The sequence below is a fragment of the Sporosarcina sp. AD_1 genome (assembly GCF_057373025.1).
Genome location: NZ_JBPVIR010000003.1, coordinates 166,848 through 184,145, shown reverse-complemented (window position 1 = coordinate 184,145; position 17,298 = coordinate 166,848). Strand labels below are relative to the sequence as shown.

16 protein-coding genes and 5 tRNA genes are annotated in these 17,298 nt (G+C 46.1%); 18 read left to right on the top strand and 3 right to left on the bottom strand.

The window, feature by feature from the left end; all coding sequences use genetic code 11:
- Nucleotides 1–30: 30 nt before the first annotated feature.
- The 9 genes from ACSW3C_RS07105 (at nucleotide 31) to ACSW3C_RS07065 (ending at nucleotide 8,943) form a co-directional block, all read left to right on the top strand.
- Nucleotides 31–684: a DsbA family protein gene (locus ACSW3C_RS07105; protein ID WP_486561756.1), complete on the top strand. Its 654-nt coding sequence runs from the start codon at nucleotides 31–33 to the stop codon at nucleotides 682–684.
- Nucleotides 674–1,078, top strand: coding sequence for a disulfide oxidoreductase (locus tag ACSW3C_RS07100; RefSeq protein ID WP_486561755.1), 405 nt, complete (start codon nucleotides 674–676; stop codon nucleotides 1,076–1,078). Before ACSW3C_RS07105 ends, ACSW3C_RS07100 begins: the two co-directional genes overlap by 11 nt.
- Before the next feature lie 208 nt (nucleotides 1,079–1,286).
- Entirely contained in the window at nucleotides 1,287–2,393 is a 1,107-nt protein-coding gene (locus tag ACSW3C_RS07095) for an FAD-dependent oxidoreductase (protein ID WP_486561754.1), read from the top strand.
- 12 nt (nucleotides 2,394–2,405) lie between these two features.
- Complete coding sequence (locus tag ACSW3C_RS07090; protein WP_486561753.1) at nucleotides 2,406–2,786, top strand: MerR family transcriptional regulator; 381 nt, start codon at nucleotides 2,406–2,408, stop codon at nucleotides 2,784–2,786.
- A gap of 248 nt (nucleotides 2,787–3,034) precedes the next feature.
- Nucleotides 3,035–4,309, top strand: coding sequence for an L-cysteine desulfidase family protein (locus ACSW3C_RS07085; RefSeq protein WP_486561752.1), 1,275 nt, complete (start codon nucleotides 3,035–3,037; stop codon nucleotides 4,307–4,309).
- A gap of 36 nt (nucleotides 4,310–4,345) precedes the next feature.
- A complete protein-coding gene (locus tag ACSW3C_RS07080) occupies nucleotides 4,346–6,727 on the top strand; it encodes a S8 family serine peptidase (RefSeq protein ID WP_486561751.1) in 2,382 nt (793 codons plus the stop codon).
- A 224-nt stretch (nucleotides 6,728–6,951) separates the two neighbouring features.
- Nucleotides 6,952–7,143, top strand: a complete 192-nt coding sequence (locus ACSW3C_RS07075) for a hypothetical protein (protein WP_486561750.1) — start codon at nucleotides 6,952–6,954, stop codon at nucleotides 7,141–7,143.
- 361 nt (nucleotides 7,144–7,504) lie between these two features.
- Nucleotides 7,505–8,566, top strand: coding sequence for a suppressor of fused domain protein (locus ACSW3C_RS07070; protein ID WP_486561749.1), 1,062 nt, complete (start codon nucleotides 7,505–7,507; stop codon nucleotides 8,564–8,566).
- An 80-nt stretch (nucleotides 8,567–8,646) separates the two neighbouring features.
- Entirely contained in the window at nucleotides 8,647–8,943 is a 297-nt protein-coding gene (locus ACSW3C_RS07065; RefSeq protein ID WP_486561748.1) for a rhodanese-like domain-containing protein, read from the top strand.
- A gap of 154 nt (nucleotides 8,944–9,097) precedes the next feature.
- Here ACSW3C_RS07065 and ACSW3C_RS07060 read toward each other — a convergent pair whose 3' ends face one another.
- A complete protein-coding gene (locus tag ACSW3C_RS07060) occupies nucleotides 9,098–9,634 on the bottom strand; it encodes a YceI family protein (protein WP_486561747.1) in 537 nt (178 codons plus the stop codon).
- A gap of 273 nt (nucleotides 9,635–9,907) precedes the next feature.
- Here ACSW3C_RS07060 and ACSW3C_RS07055 point away from each other — a divergent pair, with 273 nt between their 5' ends.
- Both ACSW3C_RS07055 and ACSW3C_RS07050 read left to right on the top strand, forming a co-directional pair.
- Complete coding sequence (locus ACSW3C_RS07055; RefSeq protein WP_486562110.1) at nucleotides 9,908–10,621, top strand: N-acetylmuramoyl-L-alanine amidase; 714 nt, start codon at nucleotides 9,908–9,910, stop codon at nucleotides 10,619–10,621.
- Between the two features lie 76 nt (nucleotides 10,622–10,697).
- Complete coding sequence (locus ACSW3C_RS07050) at nucleotides 10,698–11,753, top strand: Mrp/NBP35 family ATP-binding protein (protein WP_238083614.1); 1,056 nt, start codon at nucleotides 10,698–10,700, stop codon at nucleotides 11,751–11,753.
- 16 nt (nucleotides 11,754–11,769) lie between these two features.
- On the opposite strand, the gene gerD is transcribed toward ACSW3C_RS07050, so the two are convergent.
- Nucleotides 11,770–12,369: a spore germination lipoprotein GerD gene (gerD, locus tag ACSW3C_RS07045; protein ID WP_486561746.1), complete on the bottom strand. Its 600-nt coding sequence runs from the start codon at nucleotides 12,367–12,369 to the stop codon at nucleotides 11,770–11,772.
- Nucleotides 12,370–12,510: 141 nt separating this feature from the next.
- Here gerD and ACSW3C_RS07040 point away from each other — a divergent pair, with 141 nt between their 5' ends.
- The gene (locus tag ACSW3C_RS07040; RefSeq protein WP_486561745.1) at nucleotides 12,511–13,176 is read left to right on the top strand and encodes a KinB-signaling pathway activation protein; all 666 of its coding nucleotides are present in this window, start codon (nucleotides 12,511–12,513) and stop codon (nucleotides 13,174–13,176) included.
- Nucleotides 13,177–13,261: 85 nt separating this feature from the next.
- On the opposite strand, the gene ACSW3C_RS07035 is transcribed toward ACSW3C_RS07040, so the two are convergent.
- Complete coding sequence (locus tag ACSW3C_RS07035; RefSeq protein WP_486561744.1) at nucleotides 13,262–13,921, bottom strand: polysaccharide deacetylase family protein; 660 nt, start codon at nucleotides 13,919–13,921, stop codon at nucleotides 13,262–13,264.
- Nucleotides 13,922–14,084: 163 nt separating this feature from the next.
- Here ACSW3C_RS07035 and ACSW3C_RS07030 point away from each other — a divergent pair.
- The 6 genes from ACSW3C_RS07030 (at nucleotide 14,085) to ACSW3C_RS07005 (ending at nucleotide 17,253) form a co-directional block, all read left to right on the top strand.
- Nucleotides 14,085–14,159 (top strand) — tRNA-Asn (locus ACSW3C_RS07030).
- 149 nt (nucleotides 14,160–14,308) lie between these two features.
- Nucleotides 14,309–14,384, top strand: a tRNA-Thr gene (locus tag ACSW3C_RS07025).
- Between the two features lie 188 nt (nucleotides 14,385–14,572).
- Nucleotides 14,573–14,657 (top strand) — tRNA-Tyr (locus ACSW3C_RS07020).
- Between the two features lie 12 nt (nucleotides 14,658–14,669).
- Nucleotides 14,670–14,744 (top strand) — tRNA-Glu (locus ACSW3C_RS07015).
- A gap of 71 nt (nucleotides 14,745–14,815) precedes the next feature.
- A tRNA-Gln gene (locus tag ACSW3C_RS07010) sits at nucleotides 14,816–14,890 on the top strand.
- Between the two features lie 272 nt (nucleotides 14,891–15,162).
- Nucleotides 15,163–17,253 (top strand): sensor domain-containing protein, encoded by a 2,091-nt coding sequence (locus ACSW3C_RS07005; protein WP_486561743.1) that lies wholly within the window; start codon nucleotides 15,163–15,165, stop codon nucleotides 17,251–17,253.
- The last annotated feature ends 45 nt before the right edge of the window (nucleotides 17,254–17,298 follow it).

The following is a 17,298-nucleotide window of genomic DNA, read 5'->3' as shown; positions in this document are numbered from 1 at the left end:
CACACTACATCATGTAGTTTTCGTTTAGGAGTGATACCGTTGTCAAAGAAAATATTTTGGTTTGTTGGAGTTATAGCTGTATGTATCATTGGGATTATTGTGCTGACAGGAAAAGAAAAGGAGTCCGCCGACATTAACTATGAAGGGCAGCCCTTTTTAGGGGATGCATCTGCACCGGTCGATATCGTTGAGTTTGGTGACTATCAATGCCCTCATTGCAAAGATTTTAATGACAGTCTTCTTCCGGTAATTGAAAAGGAGCTTGTTGAAACAGGGAAGGCCAAATTTTATTTTATGAACTATGCTTTCATGGGTCCTGACTCGACAGCGTCTGCTCAATTTGCTGAGACTGTCTATAAGGAACTCGGCAATGATGTGTTCTGGAAGTTCCATCATTTATTGTTCGCCAATCAAACCGACGAATCTGGTAAAGCCATGCAATTCACAGATAATGTTATGGAAACGCTGTTAGCTGAAGTTGCCAGCACAGAGGATGTACAGCAGGTGCTGGACGCGTATCAAGAAGGAAAAGGGAATGAAGCTTTGAAGAAGGACATGAGCATAGCGAATCATTTAGGAATATCCTCAACACCGTCGATTTTTATTAACGGAAAGTTGTTTGAAGGAAGCAGTATGAAGGATTTCTTTGATCAGGTAGATGAGGCGACGGCAAGTGGTAAATAAACCGTTATTGCTTGCGTGGATTACAGCTATAATCGCCATGGCAGGAAGTTTGTTTTTTAGCGAAAGAATGGGGTTCACCCCCTGTGATCTCTGCTGGTACCAACGTATTCTGATGTATCCGCTGGTCCTGTTGCTGGGAATTGCTTTTTACCGCAATGATAAAAATGTATATGTGTATGCACTGCCTTTATCAATTATTGGTGTGGCCGTTTCTTCTTATCATTACGCACTGCAGAAAATCCCTTCGTTACAGCAATTCAGCGTTTGTACAAGCGGTGTGCCGTGTTCAGGCCAGTACGTAAATTACTTAGGATTCATTACAATTCCTTTCATGGCATTCCTCGCTTTTGCCCTTATTACAACTCTCATGGTTGTCCTATGGAAGCGCAAGTAATCTAATTGGTGCAGACACGAAGGTTACTTCATCTTTGGATAACCTGGCTTAAAGAGATATAAGCTTGTTTGTTTTGATGCTGTCAAAACGAGCAGGCTTTTTCTGTTCCTATGGCTGGCGCTTCTCTCGGAAGTAACCCTTTCAGGTTGACTTAGAGTCACTCGAAGGTGATATACTTCTTTAAAAAATCGGGAGGGGGCTCGGCGTTATGAATGTGGAGCAAGAGATAGGACAAAAAGGGGCGGCTGTTATTGTCGGTGCCTCACTTTCAGGGCTCATGTCCGGCATTGCCCTCGCGCAAGAGGGTGTCGAGGTCACCATAGTAGAGAAAGTCGGGGAACATCGGATTGGCGGATCGGGACTCCGTGTAGACGGTGGAACGTTCGGTCGCTCGAAGACAGAGAAACTGCTGAAGCAACTTGTGTCGGGAGGGAGAAGTTCCGTCCAGCTTTGGGTTTCGATCGAGTCGCGTCTGCGGGAGGCGGCTAAACAGAATGACAGGATCAAGCTGCACTATAATACGCGTATCGTCGCAGTAGAACAGGATGCGGAGTCGGCCTGGGTCGTAACCGATCAAGGGGAGAGAATCGAAGCAGATCTGTTGATTGGTGCGGACGGGCACAATAGCCAGGTGCGAAAATATGTCTCTCCAGATAAACCGAACGCTACATACGCTGGCTATATGGGATGGCTTGCCTCCGTCGGTGAGAATGATTTGCCCGAATCACTTCGTCCTGCAGCTAGTGGTACTTCCGTTGAGATGTTTGACAGCTATGATGGTTTTAAGTTCGGCTCCATTATTGAAAGGGAGGATAAATCTTCTGTTGCCGGGAGCCGACGAATCGGCTGTACATGGTATGACAATAAGCGAAGCGGCTTATTGCGCCAGCTGGGCTGTGTCGAAGGGATGGTCGTTTGTCATTCGTTGAATGGACGGGATATTCCCGAGCAGACGCTCAGAGAGCTGGAGGCAGAGACTGCAGGCTGGCCGGAACCTTGGCGATTTGCTGCCCGTCATGCCATTCAAGAACGGACGCTAATTGGAATTCCGATTAAAGAATATGTGCCCATTCGGCTGGTGAAGGGCCGGGTCGCGCTCGTGGGTGATGCGGCACATGTCCCGGCTCCTGTTACGGCAAGCGGGTTTAATGAATCGTTGCAGGATGCTGTGGCTTTAGGAGTATGCGCGGAAGATGGAGTACAAGGACAGGCGGCCGTTCAAGCATTGGCTGAATATGAATCCCGCCGTCTGGAAAAAGTACGCCGGATGGTTCAATCAGGACAATTTTATAGCCGTTCATTTGGACGCCCATAAAGGAGGTTGGCAATGTACACTGTGAAGGAAGTGGCTGCCTTGCTTGATTTAACCGAGCATACAGTCCGCTACTATACGGACAAAGGACTAGTGCCAAATTTGCGGCGCGACGAACATAATAATCGCCAGTTTGACCAAGCTGCGGTTAACTGGCTATTGTGTGTAAAGCATCTCCGGCATTGTGGCATGGGACTCACCGATATTAAAACATATATCTCCCTCTGCCAGGAAGGGGATGCCACCGTGCCGGAGCGCTATGAGATCATGCTTAAACAACAAGCTGCAGCGCTTGCCCAGCTGGAAGAAGCAAAACGAAGAGCAGCTTACATTGAAGAGAAAGCGAATCGCTATTTCGATTTGATGGCGGAAATGAAATCTGAAGATCCTATTTGAATTGATGAACCCACTTATAAAACAGTATCCATATTCATTCGCACCTCGCCTATTTGGTTACGCCGGATAGGCGTTTTTTGTTGGATTGGAGTGGATGCTGCCCAACCTGACATGAAAAACTCCATAATAGACGAACCCCATTGAACTTCAGGACGAAAGTCAGTATGTTCAAGGGAAAGAGCAGATAAGTTGTTGCGCTTAATTGGATGAGGACGGCAGCAACATGATGAACAAATGGGGGTTGTGAAATGGAAAGAAATAGAATTTCAGCGATTTTAGAGAAAGAGCTAGTTGTGGCATTGGGGTGCACTGAACCGGTAGCGATCGCATTAGCAGCGGCGACAGCCAAGAGCCATGCGGAAGGCGAAATTCGGCAAATCGTCGTGATGGCCAGCGGAAATATCATAAAGAATGCAAAATCCGTCGGTATTCCGGGCATGACAGGAAAAGGCCTCGACTTTGCTGCTGCCATAGGTGCGGTAGGAGGAAATCCAGAGAGGAAGTTGGAACTGCTGGATGGCCTGACAAAAGACGATGAGATGAAAGCGTTTCAACTTATAAAAGAAGGAAAAATCGAGGCGGGCCAGGCCGATACGCCGAAAAGATTATATATTGAAGTGAAGGTGAAGACAGATCAAAAGGAAGCTCGTGTAATTATTAGCGATAACCATAGCAATATTACGTTAATTGAAGTGGATGGCGAAGCTGTATTCCGCGGAGGGTGTGAAAACATCCGCATCCAATCGGAAGAGGAAGAGCTAGAGGCACTGACGCTTGATGAAATTTATGAGTGGGTGCTGCAAGTGGAGTTATCGGAATTGGCTCTTGTGAAGAGAAGTATTGAACTGAATAAAGTGATCGGGCTGGAAGGGCTGTCTGGCGATTATGGGTTAAATGTCGGCCGGACGATTCAGGAAAACGTGAAGAAAGGAATACTCTCAGATGACTTAGCGACGGCGGCCATGTCGCTCGCTGCAGCTGGTTCCGATGCGCGGATGGCGGGTTCCACCCTGCCGGTTATGGCGAATACAGGTAGTGGAAATCAAGGGATTGCCGTTACCCTGCCAGTCGTTGCCGCAGCAGAGAAGCTTCAAGTTTCTGAGGAAGTCATGATCCGCGCTGTAGCGCTCAGCCACCTCGTCACCATTCATATAAAATCAAAATTTGGCCGGTTATCGGCGTTATGCGGTGTAACAGCTGCCGGAATGGGAGCCAGCGCCGCCATCGTTTATTTGCTTGGCGGTACACTTCAGCAAGTGAAAGCGGCGGTGCAGAACACGATTGGCAATGTATCCGGAATGATTTGCGACGGTGCGAAAGCTGGATGTGCCATGAAGGTCTCCACTTGCTCCAATGTAGCCGTACAATCGGCTCTGCTTGCAATGAGCCATCAAGAAATTCAATCGACGGACGGTTTTATTCACGATGATGTCGAAAAGAGCATTGAAGCCTTCTGTACGCTTGGAAATGAAGGAACCCGGCAAACGGATGAGTGGATATTGAAATTAATGATGAACAAATGATGAGAACTTGTGAAGAACAGCTAAAGGAGATTCTACATGCGGAATTTGTATAACAGATCATCTGAAGAGGAAGAAATAGCTGTCATCGTTCACTTGAGTGAAGATCCTATCGTTCTGCAGAGACGTGCGGCGGAATTGGACGGCATTCCTTTCACTGACGAAGCTTATAAAAAAGCGGATGCAGCCGTAAACCTGCAACAACAGCGAGTCATTCATGAGATGGCTGCAAGGAACATCAGGGTTAGTGAAGTTCAGCCGTTTCGCACCGTACTAAATGCATTCTCTGCAATTATCCGACGGAAAGACATCGGAAAAGTCCGTTCCCTCAAGGAAGTGGTTTGGATCGAACCGGATATGCAAGTGAGAGGAGCGGGGACCGCACTGGTTACAGGTGATTCTGAGAAAGAAGCAGACATGGATTGCCTCTATCCCGAGTTGCAAGCTCTTTGGGCAGAAGGAATTGAGGGACAGGGAATTAAGGTGGCGGTTCTTGATTCGGGCATAGACAAAAACCATCCCGATTTAAAAGACGTATATAAAGGCGGAAAAAACTTTGTAGATCAATCCAATCCGGAAGAATACGCCCGGTCGAGGGAGGAAGACGATCCTTCCGAGACGTCACCTGCTGAACGCCCGGAAGGAGCTCCGGAAAAACATCCTTCTACCGGAGCCGCATTTGAATCGTATCATGGAACGCATATCGCTGGAATTTTGGCAGGGAAAAATGGAGTGAAAGGGGTAGCTCCTAAAATTGAGTTTTATGCCTATCGGGTGTTTGGCGCGTATACGACCGGAAAAACATCCTACCTTCTCAAAGGAATTGAGGAAGCGGTCGCGCAGAAGATGGATGTAATTAACCTTTCGCTAAGCCTGGATAGCGATTTGGAAACCCATGCAGTTTCGATCGCCCTGAATAATGCAGTGATGGCTGGGGTCGTTGCGATAAGTACGGCTGGCAACACGGGGCCGGTTCGCGGTTCCGTTCGGGCTCCCGGCACTTCCAGACTTGGCATTTCAGTCGGCAATTCGACGCGGGATGATCAGGTGGACAGCTCAAGCTCCCGGGGACCGTCCAAACCGAAATTCGACATAAAGCCCGATGTGCTGGCGCCAGGAACAGAAGTTTTCTCAACGATGCCGAGATATGAGGAAGATAAGTCAGACGCGCTTTATAAGGATGCCTATAAACGGGAAACTGGAACCTCGCAGGCAGCACCTTACATAGCTGGGGTAGCTGCACTCATAAAGCAAGCCCATCCCGACTGGACGCCGTTTGATATCAAAGTGGCGCTTTCAAATACAGCGAAAGTGCTGGATACTGAAAAGTTTGATGTGTTCGATCAGGGAGCTGGACGCGTACAGCCTTATAAAGCTGTTCATCCGGTGATCCTCGCCTATTCGATTGAAGAGGTCGATGTGAATGGCGAGGGGGAACGGGTGGAAAATCAAAAAGGTACCATTACGTTTGGTGCCGTAACGCTTGACGAGGATATTTTGATTTCCAAGCCGCTTCTTGTAAAAGATATTAAAGGGGCTGGCGGAGAATATGATGTCACGGTTCAAGTGATTACATCGTTTGGAGATGCGGAAGTGACGATTGATCAGCCGTCCTTTACACTCAATGGAGAACAAAGGTTGCGGGTTTCATTAAAAGCCTCAAAGAATTTAAATACTAAATATCGAGACGAGCTAACAGGCTATATCCGAATTGCCAGCCGCGACCGATCGGTTGAAATATCATTGCCATTTGCAGCCGACTTCAGCAATGGAGCGACTGTCACGCCTGCCATTGAGGAGTTTAGCATGCCCAAGGCGGATCTCTCCTTTACTGAAAGGGAAGCAGACGGACACGTGGCTGTCAGGTTGTCGGTGAACACCGACGTGTCTTATCCATCCTTGGAACTTGTTAATTATATAACAAAAGAACCGGTAGATAGTTTGTTCTATCAAGACGGGATTAGCCTTGGGACGAGGGAGTTTCCGATACTTCAACGATACAAATCCTCCTGGTCGGGAGAAGAGACGCTACTGGCGGATGGAATCTATTCAGTTGATTTTACAGGAATGGTAAAAGCGCTCGCCCTGACTGGAAGCATTGGTCCCGTCTTTGTGAAAACGTCAATGCCTGTGGTAACTGCTTCCATCCGTGCGGCCTCGGTGAAAGGCCAAGTGACAGACCAATATATCGAATTTAATCAGGCATTAGAAGAAATCGGAGAAGGTTTTGAGCTGAATGAAAAACTGCAGGCCTCGTACACCTTGACGAAAAACGGCCAAGCAGGTGAGTCGGTACCTTTCTTGCTGAATCAAGACGGGACGTTTTCGTTTGAACTGCCTTTGTGGGAAGCGGGGAAAGATCTTCTCACCATCGTGGTGACAGATGCAGCTGGAAATGCCGCTGAATGTGTAGTGCAATAATAGGTGAAATGATTAAGACATAGGACTGTCCGATACGTCAGTGGAAACTGATTAGCGGGACAGTCCTTTTTGGCGTTCAGCTGAGTACGGGAAGCTACCTGTGAAATAGACATGCAACCTGCTGGAGTTGATTGTTCCTTGAATTAAGATGGACTGTGAAAGTGATTGTAGAAGGTGATACGAGTGGTAGCCCGTGACATACGAGCGGTAGCCAGTTTATACGAGTGGTTGCTCGGGACATACGAGCGGTAGCCAGTTTATACGAGTGGTTGCTCGGGATATACGAGCGGTTGCTGGTTTATACGAGTGGTTGCTCGGGACATACGAGCGGTAGCCAGTTTATACGAGTGGTTCCCCGATACATACGAGCGGTAGCCGGTTTATACGAGTGGTTGCTCGGGACATACGAGCGGTAGCCGGTTTATACGAGTGGTAGCCCGTGACATACGAGCGGTAGCCGGCTGATACGAGTGGTAGCCCATGACATACGAGTGGTTGATCGTTAAATGAAGGACCTCGAAAATGCATACGAGCAGTTTTCTTGATTATATGAGCACTCTTTTCATTAATTGCGGACTCCGACAACAGATACGAGGACTTTTTCAAATAATCGCGGACTCCAGCCGCGGATACGAGCACTCTTGCAATTACTTGAGTACTCACGAAACAAATCGAAGCAGCCATCCGGTAACAACGAGCATCCCCGAAGCAGGCGTTGAATTAATAGTTTTGATAAAATAGGTATATCTAATAAATGAAAACATTGGGGGTTGTATCGTGAGCGAAGAAGTGATGACTACAGGCTGGGATGCGATTGATCACGCGGTAGCGGCGATTTATGGGGAGCAGGAACCAAAGCATTATGGGACGCTTATTTCGTATGCGCTTGGTGGATCGGATCCGCTTGATGGCATTAGTGTGTATAAGGCGGTTGAGCCGGTACCGCATTGGCATTTTGTGACGTATGGCTTTTCGGAACTCTATGAGAAAGAAACGGAAAATCCGGACGAAAGCGGGTATGGTTTTGAATTGACTTTTCGACTTGTCCGGGCAGAGCAGGAGGAAGAGCCGCCGGCATGGGCGTTAAATTTACTGCAAAATATGGGCCGGTATGTCTTTAACAGCGGCAATGTGTTTCAGGTGGGTGACTATTTGGATGCGAACGGTCCAATATGCCTGGAGGCAGATACCCAATTAACTGCCTTGGCATTTGTGAAGGATCCGGAGCTGGCTGCAATGAATACGCCGAATGGACACGTTGAATTTATTCAAATGGTTGGCATAACGCATGATGAATTGGAAGCGATGCAAACGTGGAATACATTAGGTGTGCTCGCAGCCGGGCTGCCTCACATTCCTAGTTATATAACGGATTTAGAGCGTGACACACTGTTGGCGGATCGCTCGGTTGCTGAAATTGTCCACGAGGGAATGGAGAAAGAGGGTTCCAATACGGGATTTTTGTTTGTGGATCAACTCGATTGGAGTGCTGGAAAGAAGGGGTGGCTTCGCCAAACGCCTTCTGTGCTGACAATTGGAGCAAAACAAGCGGAGATCGTCGGGAAGTTGCTTCGCGGCCGGTTGCTCAAAGGAAAAGAATTGACGCTATCGGGGGCGGGCATCCGTGTTGCATTTAAACCGGGACAAGAGGCCGCATTTGAGCAATCGGATGATTTTATCCAAATAACACTGAATGACGAAACTGTTAAGGACATGAGCCAAAAGCTATTGCCAAAACAGGGTGAATTCGAAGTGCCGATGAAGGAGAAAATGAACATTCATATCGTGAAGACAACCATTACGGATCAGGAAGGCAACATTGTCAGAACGATCGGCTGAAAAATCTAGGAAGCATCTCGATGGACGAGGTATGAACTGGTGTATATCATGGAGTTATGCTTATCCGAGGAGGAACCAAAGTGAAAGAGATTACAACAAATGATCTGCAGGAACAACTGGAACAAGGAGAGTCCTTCCATCTGATCGATGTTCGGGAAGATGATGAAGTGGCACAAGGCATGATTCCGACGGCTATCCATATACCGCTTGGGGAAATTCCGGAGCGTCTGGACGAAATAGATAAAGATAAGGCGTATATTATCATTTGCCGTTCAGGCGGTCGCAGTGGACGTGCTTGTGAATTTCTTGAAGGCCAAGGCTATGACGTAACGAATATGGTCGGCGGCATGCTGGCGTGGCAAGGCGAAGTTGAATAAAGACCATCCAATGTCTCATTCTTTATTTTCACGAAGGATGAGATTTTTTCTTCTTTCATCGATTTGAAGTGCAAAAAGATCCCGCCGGTTTGTGCCGAAGGGCTCTTTTCGCGAATAAAAGCAAAAATGTTGTTGTCGTAGTCTTACATCATCCTTATTCGGCTTGCGCAGGATTCACTTCCAAGTCGATTGTAATCTTAATATCTTTTCCTACCAAAACTCCGCCTGTTTCAAGAGCGGCATTCCAAGTCAAACCGAATTCTTCCCGGTTCAGTTTAGTTTCAGCTTCAAATCCATAAACGTCAACGCCCCAAGGGTTTGTTCCTTTTCCGTTGTATTCCACATCAAACGTGACAGGTTTGGTTACGTCTTTGATTGTCAGATCGCCTGTCACTTTGTACTCGTCATCGCCGTCTTTCACGATGTTTGTCGATTGAAATGAAATCACAGGGAATTCCTCGACGTTGAAAAAGTCAGCGGAACGAAGATGATTATCACGATCCTCTGATTTTGTGTTAATCGAAGCGGTTTTAATATCGAAAGTGATGGAAGCTGTCGTCAAGTCTGCCAAATTCTCTGCCGTTAAAGTAGCGGAATAATCTTCAAATACACCTTTCACTTTTGATACCATCATATGTTTTACGGAAAAACCGATACTGGAATGCGAGTTGTCTACTGTCCAATTTGCCATGCAAAATCTCTCCTGTCATTCAAATTTATCTCGAATTCGAGATATCTTGAATTAAGGATAGTTGATTTTGAGGAAATCGTCAATGGGTAATACTTCAAAAAATTGAATAAGAAATGAAAGCATTGTCCTGTAAGGCTTTATGGCTCTTTTCGAATAGAAGATTGACGGCTGAGAGGACGTCGTAAGGGAGTGGCGAAGACCTGTCTTGATAAATACAAGCTATGCATATCCCACCCGTTCGCCGCGTATAGTGTGGAAAAAGGCGGTGTCGAGATGAAGCGATGGCTCATTATCGGATTATTATTTGTCTGTTCATTAGGTGTGGTGCTGTATGGCGTGAAGGCGTCCGACCGTGGCTTTTTTTTGCCGGAAAAATTAGCCGGTGTGAAAATCGTGGTGGATCCGGGTCATGGAGGGATGGATGGAGGTGCTTCTGTGGATGAAGTAATTGAAAGTAACATCACGTTATCCATTTCTCATGAATTAAAGAAGAAGCTTGAAAAAAAGGGTGCCATTGTTGTGATGACGCGTGAAAAAAATGGGGACGCTATTGCGGAGCATGCACCGAGTGAGAAGTTCGGGACGAATCGGGAACGGAAATTTGCCGATTTGAAGCTTCGGGAGAGCATTGTGATGGAGGAAGATCCGGATTTATTTGTCAGCGTACATGTCAACGCAATCCCGGATTCCCAGTGGCGGGGCGCTCAAGTGTTTTATCATCCAGACGGCCATCCGTCAGGAGAAGTGTTGGCGAATTCCATTCAAATGTCGATCCGGAATACGCTGAAAAACACAGATCGTGAGGCTCTCTCGATAAAAGGGGTCTATTTATTGAAAAAAGTTCCCATGCCTTCTGTGCTGGTTGAAACAGGCTTCATCTCCAATCCGGAAGAGCGCGGATTGCTCGTCGACCCGGCTTACCAAGCCAAAGTGGCCGACTCCATTGTAGAAGGAATCATTCAATATTATGATTTAGAAGAGAGATAAAGCAGATACCCGCTTTGAATGAGTTGTACTATGGTATACTTAGAGGAGAAAATTAGCCTCTAAGGAGTGTTTTATCGTGTTGACAGAACAGAACGTCCGTGACATTGTCGGCGAATTACAAGATCCGTTTCTACATAGACCGTTATCCGAGACTGGCGGAATTGTAAATGTGTCCGTAAAAGAGGAAAAAGCGCACGTCAGTGTGAAGCTTGCCATAGCCAAAATTAATACGGCGGAACAAATGGCTTTGCAAATGAAAGTTGTCGAAGTATTAAAAGCGGCAGGAGCCGATTCAGTTGGAATTCGCTTTGAAGAACTGCCAGCCGAAACACTTGAGAAATTCAGAGGAACCGCAACGGAAGCAGAGACACAAGACCTGCTCTCTCCTTTAAATGATATTACCTTCATTTCAATTGCTTCGGGCAAAGGCGGTGTTGGCAAGTCGACGGTATCTGTCAACCTGGCTGTCGCCCTTGCCAGACTTGGCAAAAAGGTCGGTTTAATTGATGCGGATATTTATGGATTCAGCATTCCAGATATGATGGGGATCACTGATTTGCCGATCGTTCGCGGCGACCGGATCATCCCGGTCGACCGATTTGGCGTCAAGGTCATTTCCATGGGCTTCTTCGTTGAAGATAATGCGCCTGTTGTTTGGCGCGGGCCGATGTTAGGCAAGGTTCTCGACCAATTCTTCCGAGATGTAGAATGGGGTCCTCTTGATTATCTTATCTTGGACTTGCCGCCGGGCACAGGGGATGTGGCGCTTGATATCCACCAGATGATTCCATCATCCAAGGAGATTGTCGTAACCACTCCACATCCAACCGCTGCATTCGTTGCTGCGCGGGCAGGTGCTATGGCGCTTCAGACGGAACATGAGATTTTAGGTGTTATTGAAAATATGGCTTGGTTCGAATCGAAAGTAACGGGAGAGAAAGAGTACGTCTTCGGTTCGGGAGGCGGCCCGAAGCTTGCTGAAGAACTGCGTACAGAATTGTTAGGGCAGATTCCATTAGGACAGCCTGATTGGAATGAAAGTGATTTCGCTCCATCCGTATATGCGGAAGATCATCCAATTGGCTCCATTTACAAGCAGATCGCTTCAGAAGTAATTGAAAAGACGAAATAAAAACGGCGGGGAAGGCTTATTGGCCTCCTCCGCCTTTTCCTCCTCCTCCGCCACCTTGGCCGCCCCCGCCTTTTTCACCTTTAGTCGGTGTGACTTCTCCGGCTTTTAAAATTAATTCCTGCCACTTGGCTTGCATGAGTGGATTGTTGATCGTATCCTCGACGGATTTTTCCATTTGTTTTTTCAACTCGGATGACTTTAATATCGTTTCCATTTGCTTCTGCATATCCGGTTGAGCAAAGAAATCCTGCATTTCCTTCTGGAATGATGAATCATTCATGAGTTGTGTCATGATGTCTTGTTGTTGTTTTTTCATACTTTTGGCAATAGCTTCTGTAAATTTCGGATCCTCAAACGCATGTTTCCAGAAATCCTCGCCCTTTTTCGACAGCAGTGTATCTTCAATGGACTTTTTCACTTCCGGCTGCTCCAACACAATCAGCTCCCGAAATTCAGGGTCACTTAATGTTTTCCGGAGTGCTTTTTTACCATCTTCGGTTTGCAGTGCATCGGTCATCATCTTTTTCATTTCGTCATAATTCGGATTCTGCTGCTGCTGAGTACAGCCCATCAGCAGAAACGCGCAAGCGACGATAAAGATCCACTTCTTTCTCATGGATATCAAATTCCCTTCCAGCTGCTTTTTCAATTATTGTTCACAATATGGTGCGTAATATGCATAGATAGCACAATGAAATAGATTTTTTGCAAAAACGTTGATACACTTATGGAAGCAATTGAAAAGGGGAACGATGTAGTGACAATACGAAATTGGGTAAAGTTCTTTTTTAATGCATTGTTGATTGGAGGAGGGATCACGGCAATCGTAGGGTTGATTGTCCGGTGGGAATTCTTCTCGCAATATGTGGCGTCCGGAGAATATCTGGAATTTATCGGCGCTTTCTTATGGATGATCTTTCTCGGTTTTACAATGAGTGTTGTAGCACAAATGGGCTTTTTTGCTTATTTGACAGTACACCAATTCGGGGTGAACATGTTCCGCTCGTTAACGTTATGGAATTGGGTTCAGCTGCTGATCATCGCGGTTGTCCTGTTTGATCTTATCTTCTTCAGATTTGAACTGACGTCTGGAAATACGGGACGGACGGTATTATATTTAGTGTTGCTGTTCACACTATTGGCTACTTCCATTGTCACAGCTTATTACAAAGCGCAGTGGACTAAAAAACACGCCCTTATCTCCGCCTTGTTTTTCATGATTGTCATTACGACACTTGAATGGTTGCCTGCGTTAATGGTTCGCTCGGGCAATATTGATTCATGGGTGACGATCTTATTATTCCCATTGCTTGCGGTTAATGCATATCAATTATTAATGCTGCCGAAGTATAATCGGAAATCTGACGAGGACAAAGCCAAATTGGAGGAGCGCCGAAAAGCACGGAAATTGGCGAAATCATAATAAACATGAAAAAGGCGGTTGGATCTTTAGATTCCAAGCCGCCTTTTGTATAGAGGTTCTTTCCGAAGTGGAAGGAGCATCTACCCTAATTCGGTATTTTCTTCACTTTTACTGACATGGCAAACAGTACATCTTCCAATGGGTGAAATTCCCTGCTATCCATTAAGTTCTTCAAATCTCCGAACGATACTCGGACATCACGATGCAGCGGCACAGATAGAATTTCCCCCTCGATGACAGGTGGAACTTCTCCGCCAGTGTAAATGGCAGAAGAGCCAAGGGCATTGACTTCCGCTTCCCATAATGCAGTGCGAAGTGGATAAGGAAAATCCTCATCCGCCGTTCGGAACCAGAGAGGTTGTGTACCGAAAACTTTTTCAAACCGTTCCAATTGGCCAATCAGCAATTCAGTATTTTGGTGATATGCTTCCCCGGGATGTCCTAATAGAGCCACCGGAATGTTTTTCTCTTTGATCAACTCCACTGTCTCCGGAAAGCGATCGACCCAGTCCATATCGAGAAACAAGAGCGGATAGGGGGCGTTTAAATTTGCGATCCAATTTTCGACCTCCACGTCTCCAAATGAAATATTGACAGTTAAAGCCGAACCGGATGATCCGCGCACGATAATATGTTCCGGCTCCTCCGTCAACTTGAAGACGGACAGTAATGCAGGTTTGTTGGTGAACGGGACGAGCAATAAAATCCCGCATATGAGGATAGTTAGAATAATGATTTTCTTCATAGTAGAACCCCTTTGAAGTACGATATTAAAATACTTTATGAAATAGGCTTGACCAATATGAATCCCCGTGATAATATAAAAAAGTCGTTAAGGCAAGCACATAAAAAGTGTTGAAAAAAGCAAGAAATGTGGTATACTACATTTTGTGGTAAATACATAATATTCCGCAGTAGCTCAGTGGTAGAGCAATCGGCTGTTAACCGATCGGTCGTAGGTTCGAGTCCTACCTGCGGAGCCATTTTTATTTTACAGGCTGCCACTTGCTGAAGTGGTTTTTTATTGCCGAATTAAATAAAAAATATTTCAATAACTATTGACTTTTAAAATGACCGACCTTACAATAGGTTTTGTGCCTAGGAGAGAAGAATTCTCTCAATGGACAACTCTGCTTCCATAGCTCAGCAGGTAGAGTGCTTCCATGGTAAGGAAGAGGTCGCCGGTTCGAGCCCGGCTGGAAGCTCCATTCTTAAAAAAAGCTCGTTGTATATGCAAAGCAGAAGTAATGCGAAGCTTATCGCTGCCCTTTTAAAATTGGGAGAAGCGAGCAGGACAAGGAAACAATTGAGAGAAGGAAGGAGCGTACTAACGTACGTGACTGACTGAGCGAAAGCAGATGACGCAATAATGCGAAGCTTATCGCGATTTTAAAACGGTGGGGTAGCGAAGTGGCTAAACGCGGCGGACTGTAAATCCGCTCCCTCCGGGTTCGGCGGTTCGAATCCGTCCCCCACCACCATTTTATTTATACGGCCCCTTGGTCAAGCGGTTAAGACACCGCCCTTTCACGGCGGTAACACGGGTTCGAATCCCGTAGGGGTCACCATTTTTTATTTTAATGTATGAAATTTTTTAAATGGTCCATAGTAAGAAAGTGGATGAACAAGATTTCATTATTGGGGTATAGCCAAGCGGTAAGGCAACGGACTTTGACTCCGTCATTCGTTGGTTCGAATCCAGCTACCCCAGCCAACCTTTACATTTCTAATATTGAGATAAATGAAGGTCCTTCCTTATTAGGGAGGGCTTTTTTGTGTCTTTGCGTTATTCCATCGGTTGCTCTGTAGCATTTCCTATGAAAAATGCACGAATCATGCTCTCTTTACACGAATTCGACACAAATTGATAAAATTTATCAAGATGGGTAAAGCCTTCCCGTCATTTATGTAGTATATTGTAGGTATTAAGTCCTCGTCTTAGTATATGAAAAGACGTGAATAGCTCTTGTAGGAAGAGGTAGTTGTATGCAGGATTATGTGAAGATGTTGCAAAGCATTATTGGCGAAGAAAGTTTACAATGTCCAGTGGAAATGCTGGCGGATATCGCATATGCACTCGATCAATCTGCGATTGTTGCGATTACCGATCGTGCTGGCAAGATTACATATGTCAATGACTTGTTCTGTGAAATCTCACAGTATACAGCAGAGGAATTAATCGGTTCCACTCACCGCAAGGTTAATTCCGGATACCATTCCCCCTCGTTTTTTCGGGACATGTGGTCGACCATTACGAGCGGAGACATATGGCAAGGGGAAATTCGCAATCGCGCAAAAGATGGCACGCATTACTGGGTGGATACAAAAATAATTCCAATCACTAGAGAAACTGGCTCCTCGCCAGTTCAATATATTGCTTTTCGTTATGATATTACGGAGAGAAAGACAATGGAACAGAGCATGTTGGATAATGCAGAGCTGTACCGTTTAATTACCGAGAATGCATCCGATTTTATTGCTGTTATCGATCAGCATGGCCGCTTCCAATATGTGTCGCCATCATTTGATAAGTTGCTGGGGTATCCGCTTTCCGTCCATGAAGATACGTTGTATTCATTTGTAGAGAAAAAGGATCATGGTCTCATCGAGCGTCTTCTTGAAATGTTGGCAGAGGATAGGCAGCCGGATGAAATGGAATTGCAGATCTCGGGGCGTGGTGATTGTTCTCTCGTCATGAAGGTATCGGTTAACCCGATCCGAGAACCAGGCCGCTATTTCCAACACTGGGTTGTCGCCATGCAAGATGTGACAAAGCGAAAAGAAACCGAGAATCTTATTCAGAGTCTGGAGCATACGGATCAATTGACTTCGTTATACAACCGAATTTCTTTCCGGCAACAGTTATTGAATAAGGTAGAGACTTGCAAAAAAACGGGATCGACTTTCAGTTTGGTCCATTTGAATATTGACCGCTTACGGTATGTCAATGAATCCTTCGGCCATGAAAAAGGGGATTATGTATTGTCCGTCATTGCTAAAAGGCTGCAGCAGCAGGTAGGAGCGGAGAATCTGCTGGGACGGATCTCCGGTGACGAGTTTGCTTTTACCTTGTCAGGTGATGCTAACCAAGCGGAAGAAATGACTCATCGGATCAAGGAAGTTGTGGAGACGCCGATTCACATTGACAATCGTACCTATTCCCTTTCGACGAGCTACGGGATTGCCTCTTATCCAGAACACGCAGGAAATGCGTCTGAACTCGTGAGAAATGCTGAAAAAGCCCTTCACTTTGTTAAGGAGATGGGAGGAAGCGCTTTAAAAGTATATGAATCAGGCACGGAAACAAAAACGCTCGAACGTATTTTATTGGAGAGTGAACTTCGTAAGAGTGTGCAGCGTGGCTACTTCACATTGGAATATCAGCCCAAGATGAATTTGGAAAGAGGTGAATTGATAGGAGTGGAGGCGCTTGTCCGCTGGGATCACCCGGAGCTCGGCCGAATTTCTCCTGATCGTTTTATCCCTCTTGCTGAAGAGAGTCGGTTAATCATCCCGCTTGGCGAATGGATTTTACAGGAAGCATGCAAGCAAGCGAAAGCCTGGCAGGAAGCGGGCTATCCACCCGTGCGTGTTGCCATTAATATGTCGACTGTTCAGCTGGAAGATCCGGAAACGGTGGATCGGATTAAAAAAGTGCTGCACGATACCGGAGTCGAGCCTGAATTAATTGAAATTGAAGTGACGGAGAGTTCATTTGCCGACAAGTTATACATGAAAGAGACGCTACAGGCGATACGGTCTCTTGGTATTACTGTGGCAATCGATGACTTTGGTACGGGGTACAGTAACTTCAGCTATATTCAGGAATTGCCGGCTGACACGATTAAGATTGACATGTCTTTCATACGGGATATCGATGTGAATGAAAATAACCGTGCTATCGTGAAAGCGATTGTGACGATTGCCGAAACAGCGGGCCTCCATGTAATTGCGGAAGGAATTGAAACGGAAGAACAGGCACGGATCTTATTGGAGCTGGGTTGCCAAGAGGGACAAGGCTATTTTTATAGCCGACCGCTTCCTGCTGAAGATTGTTCATTAATGATGAGTCTGTAACGCATAAATATTCGAGAAAATGTCGAGTTGAGCCATTATTCAGAA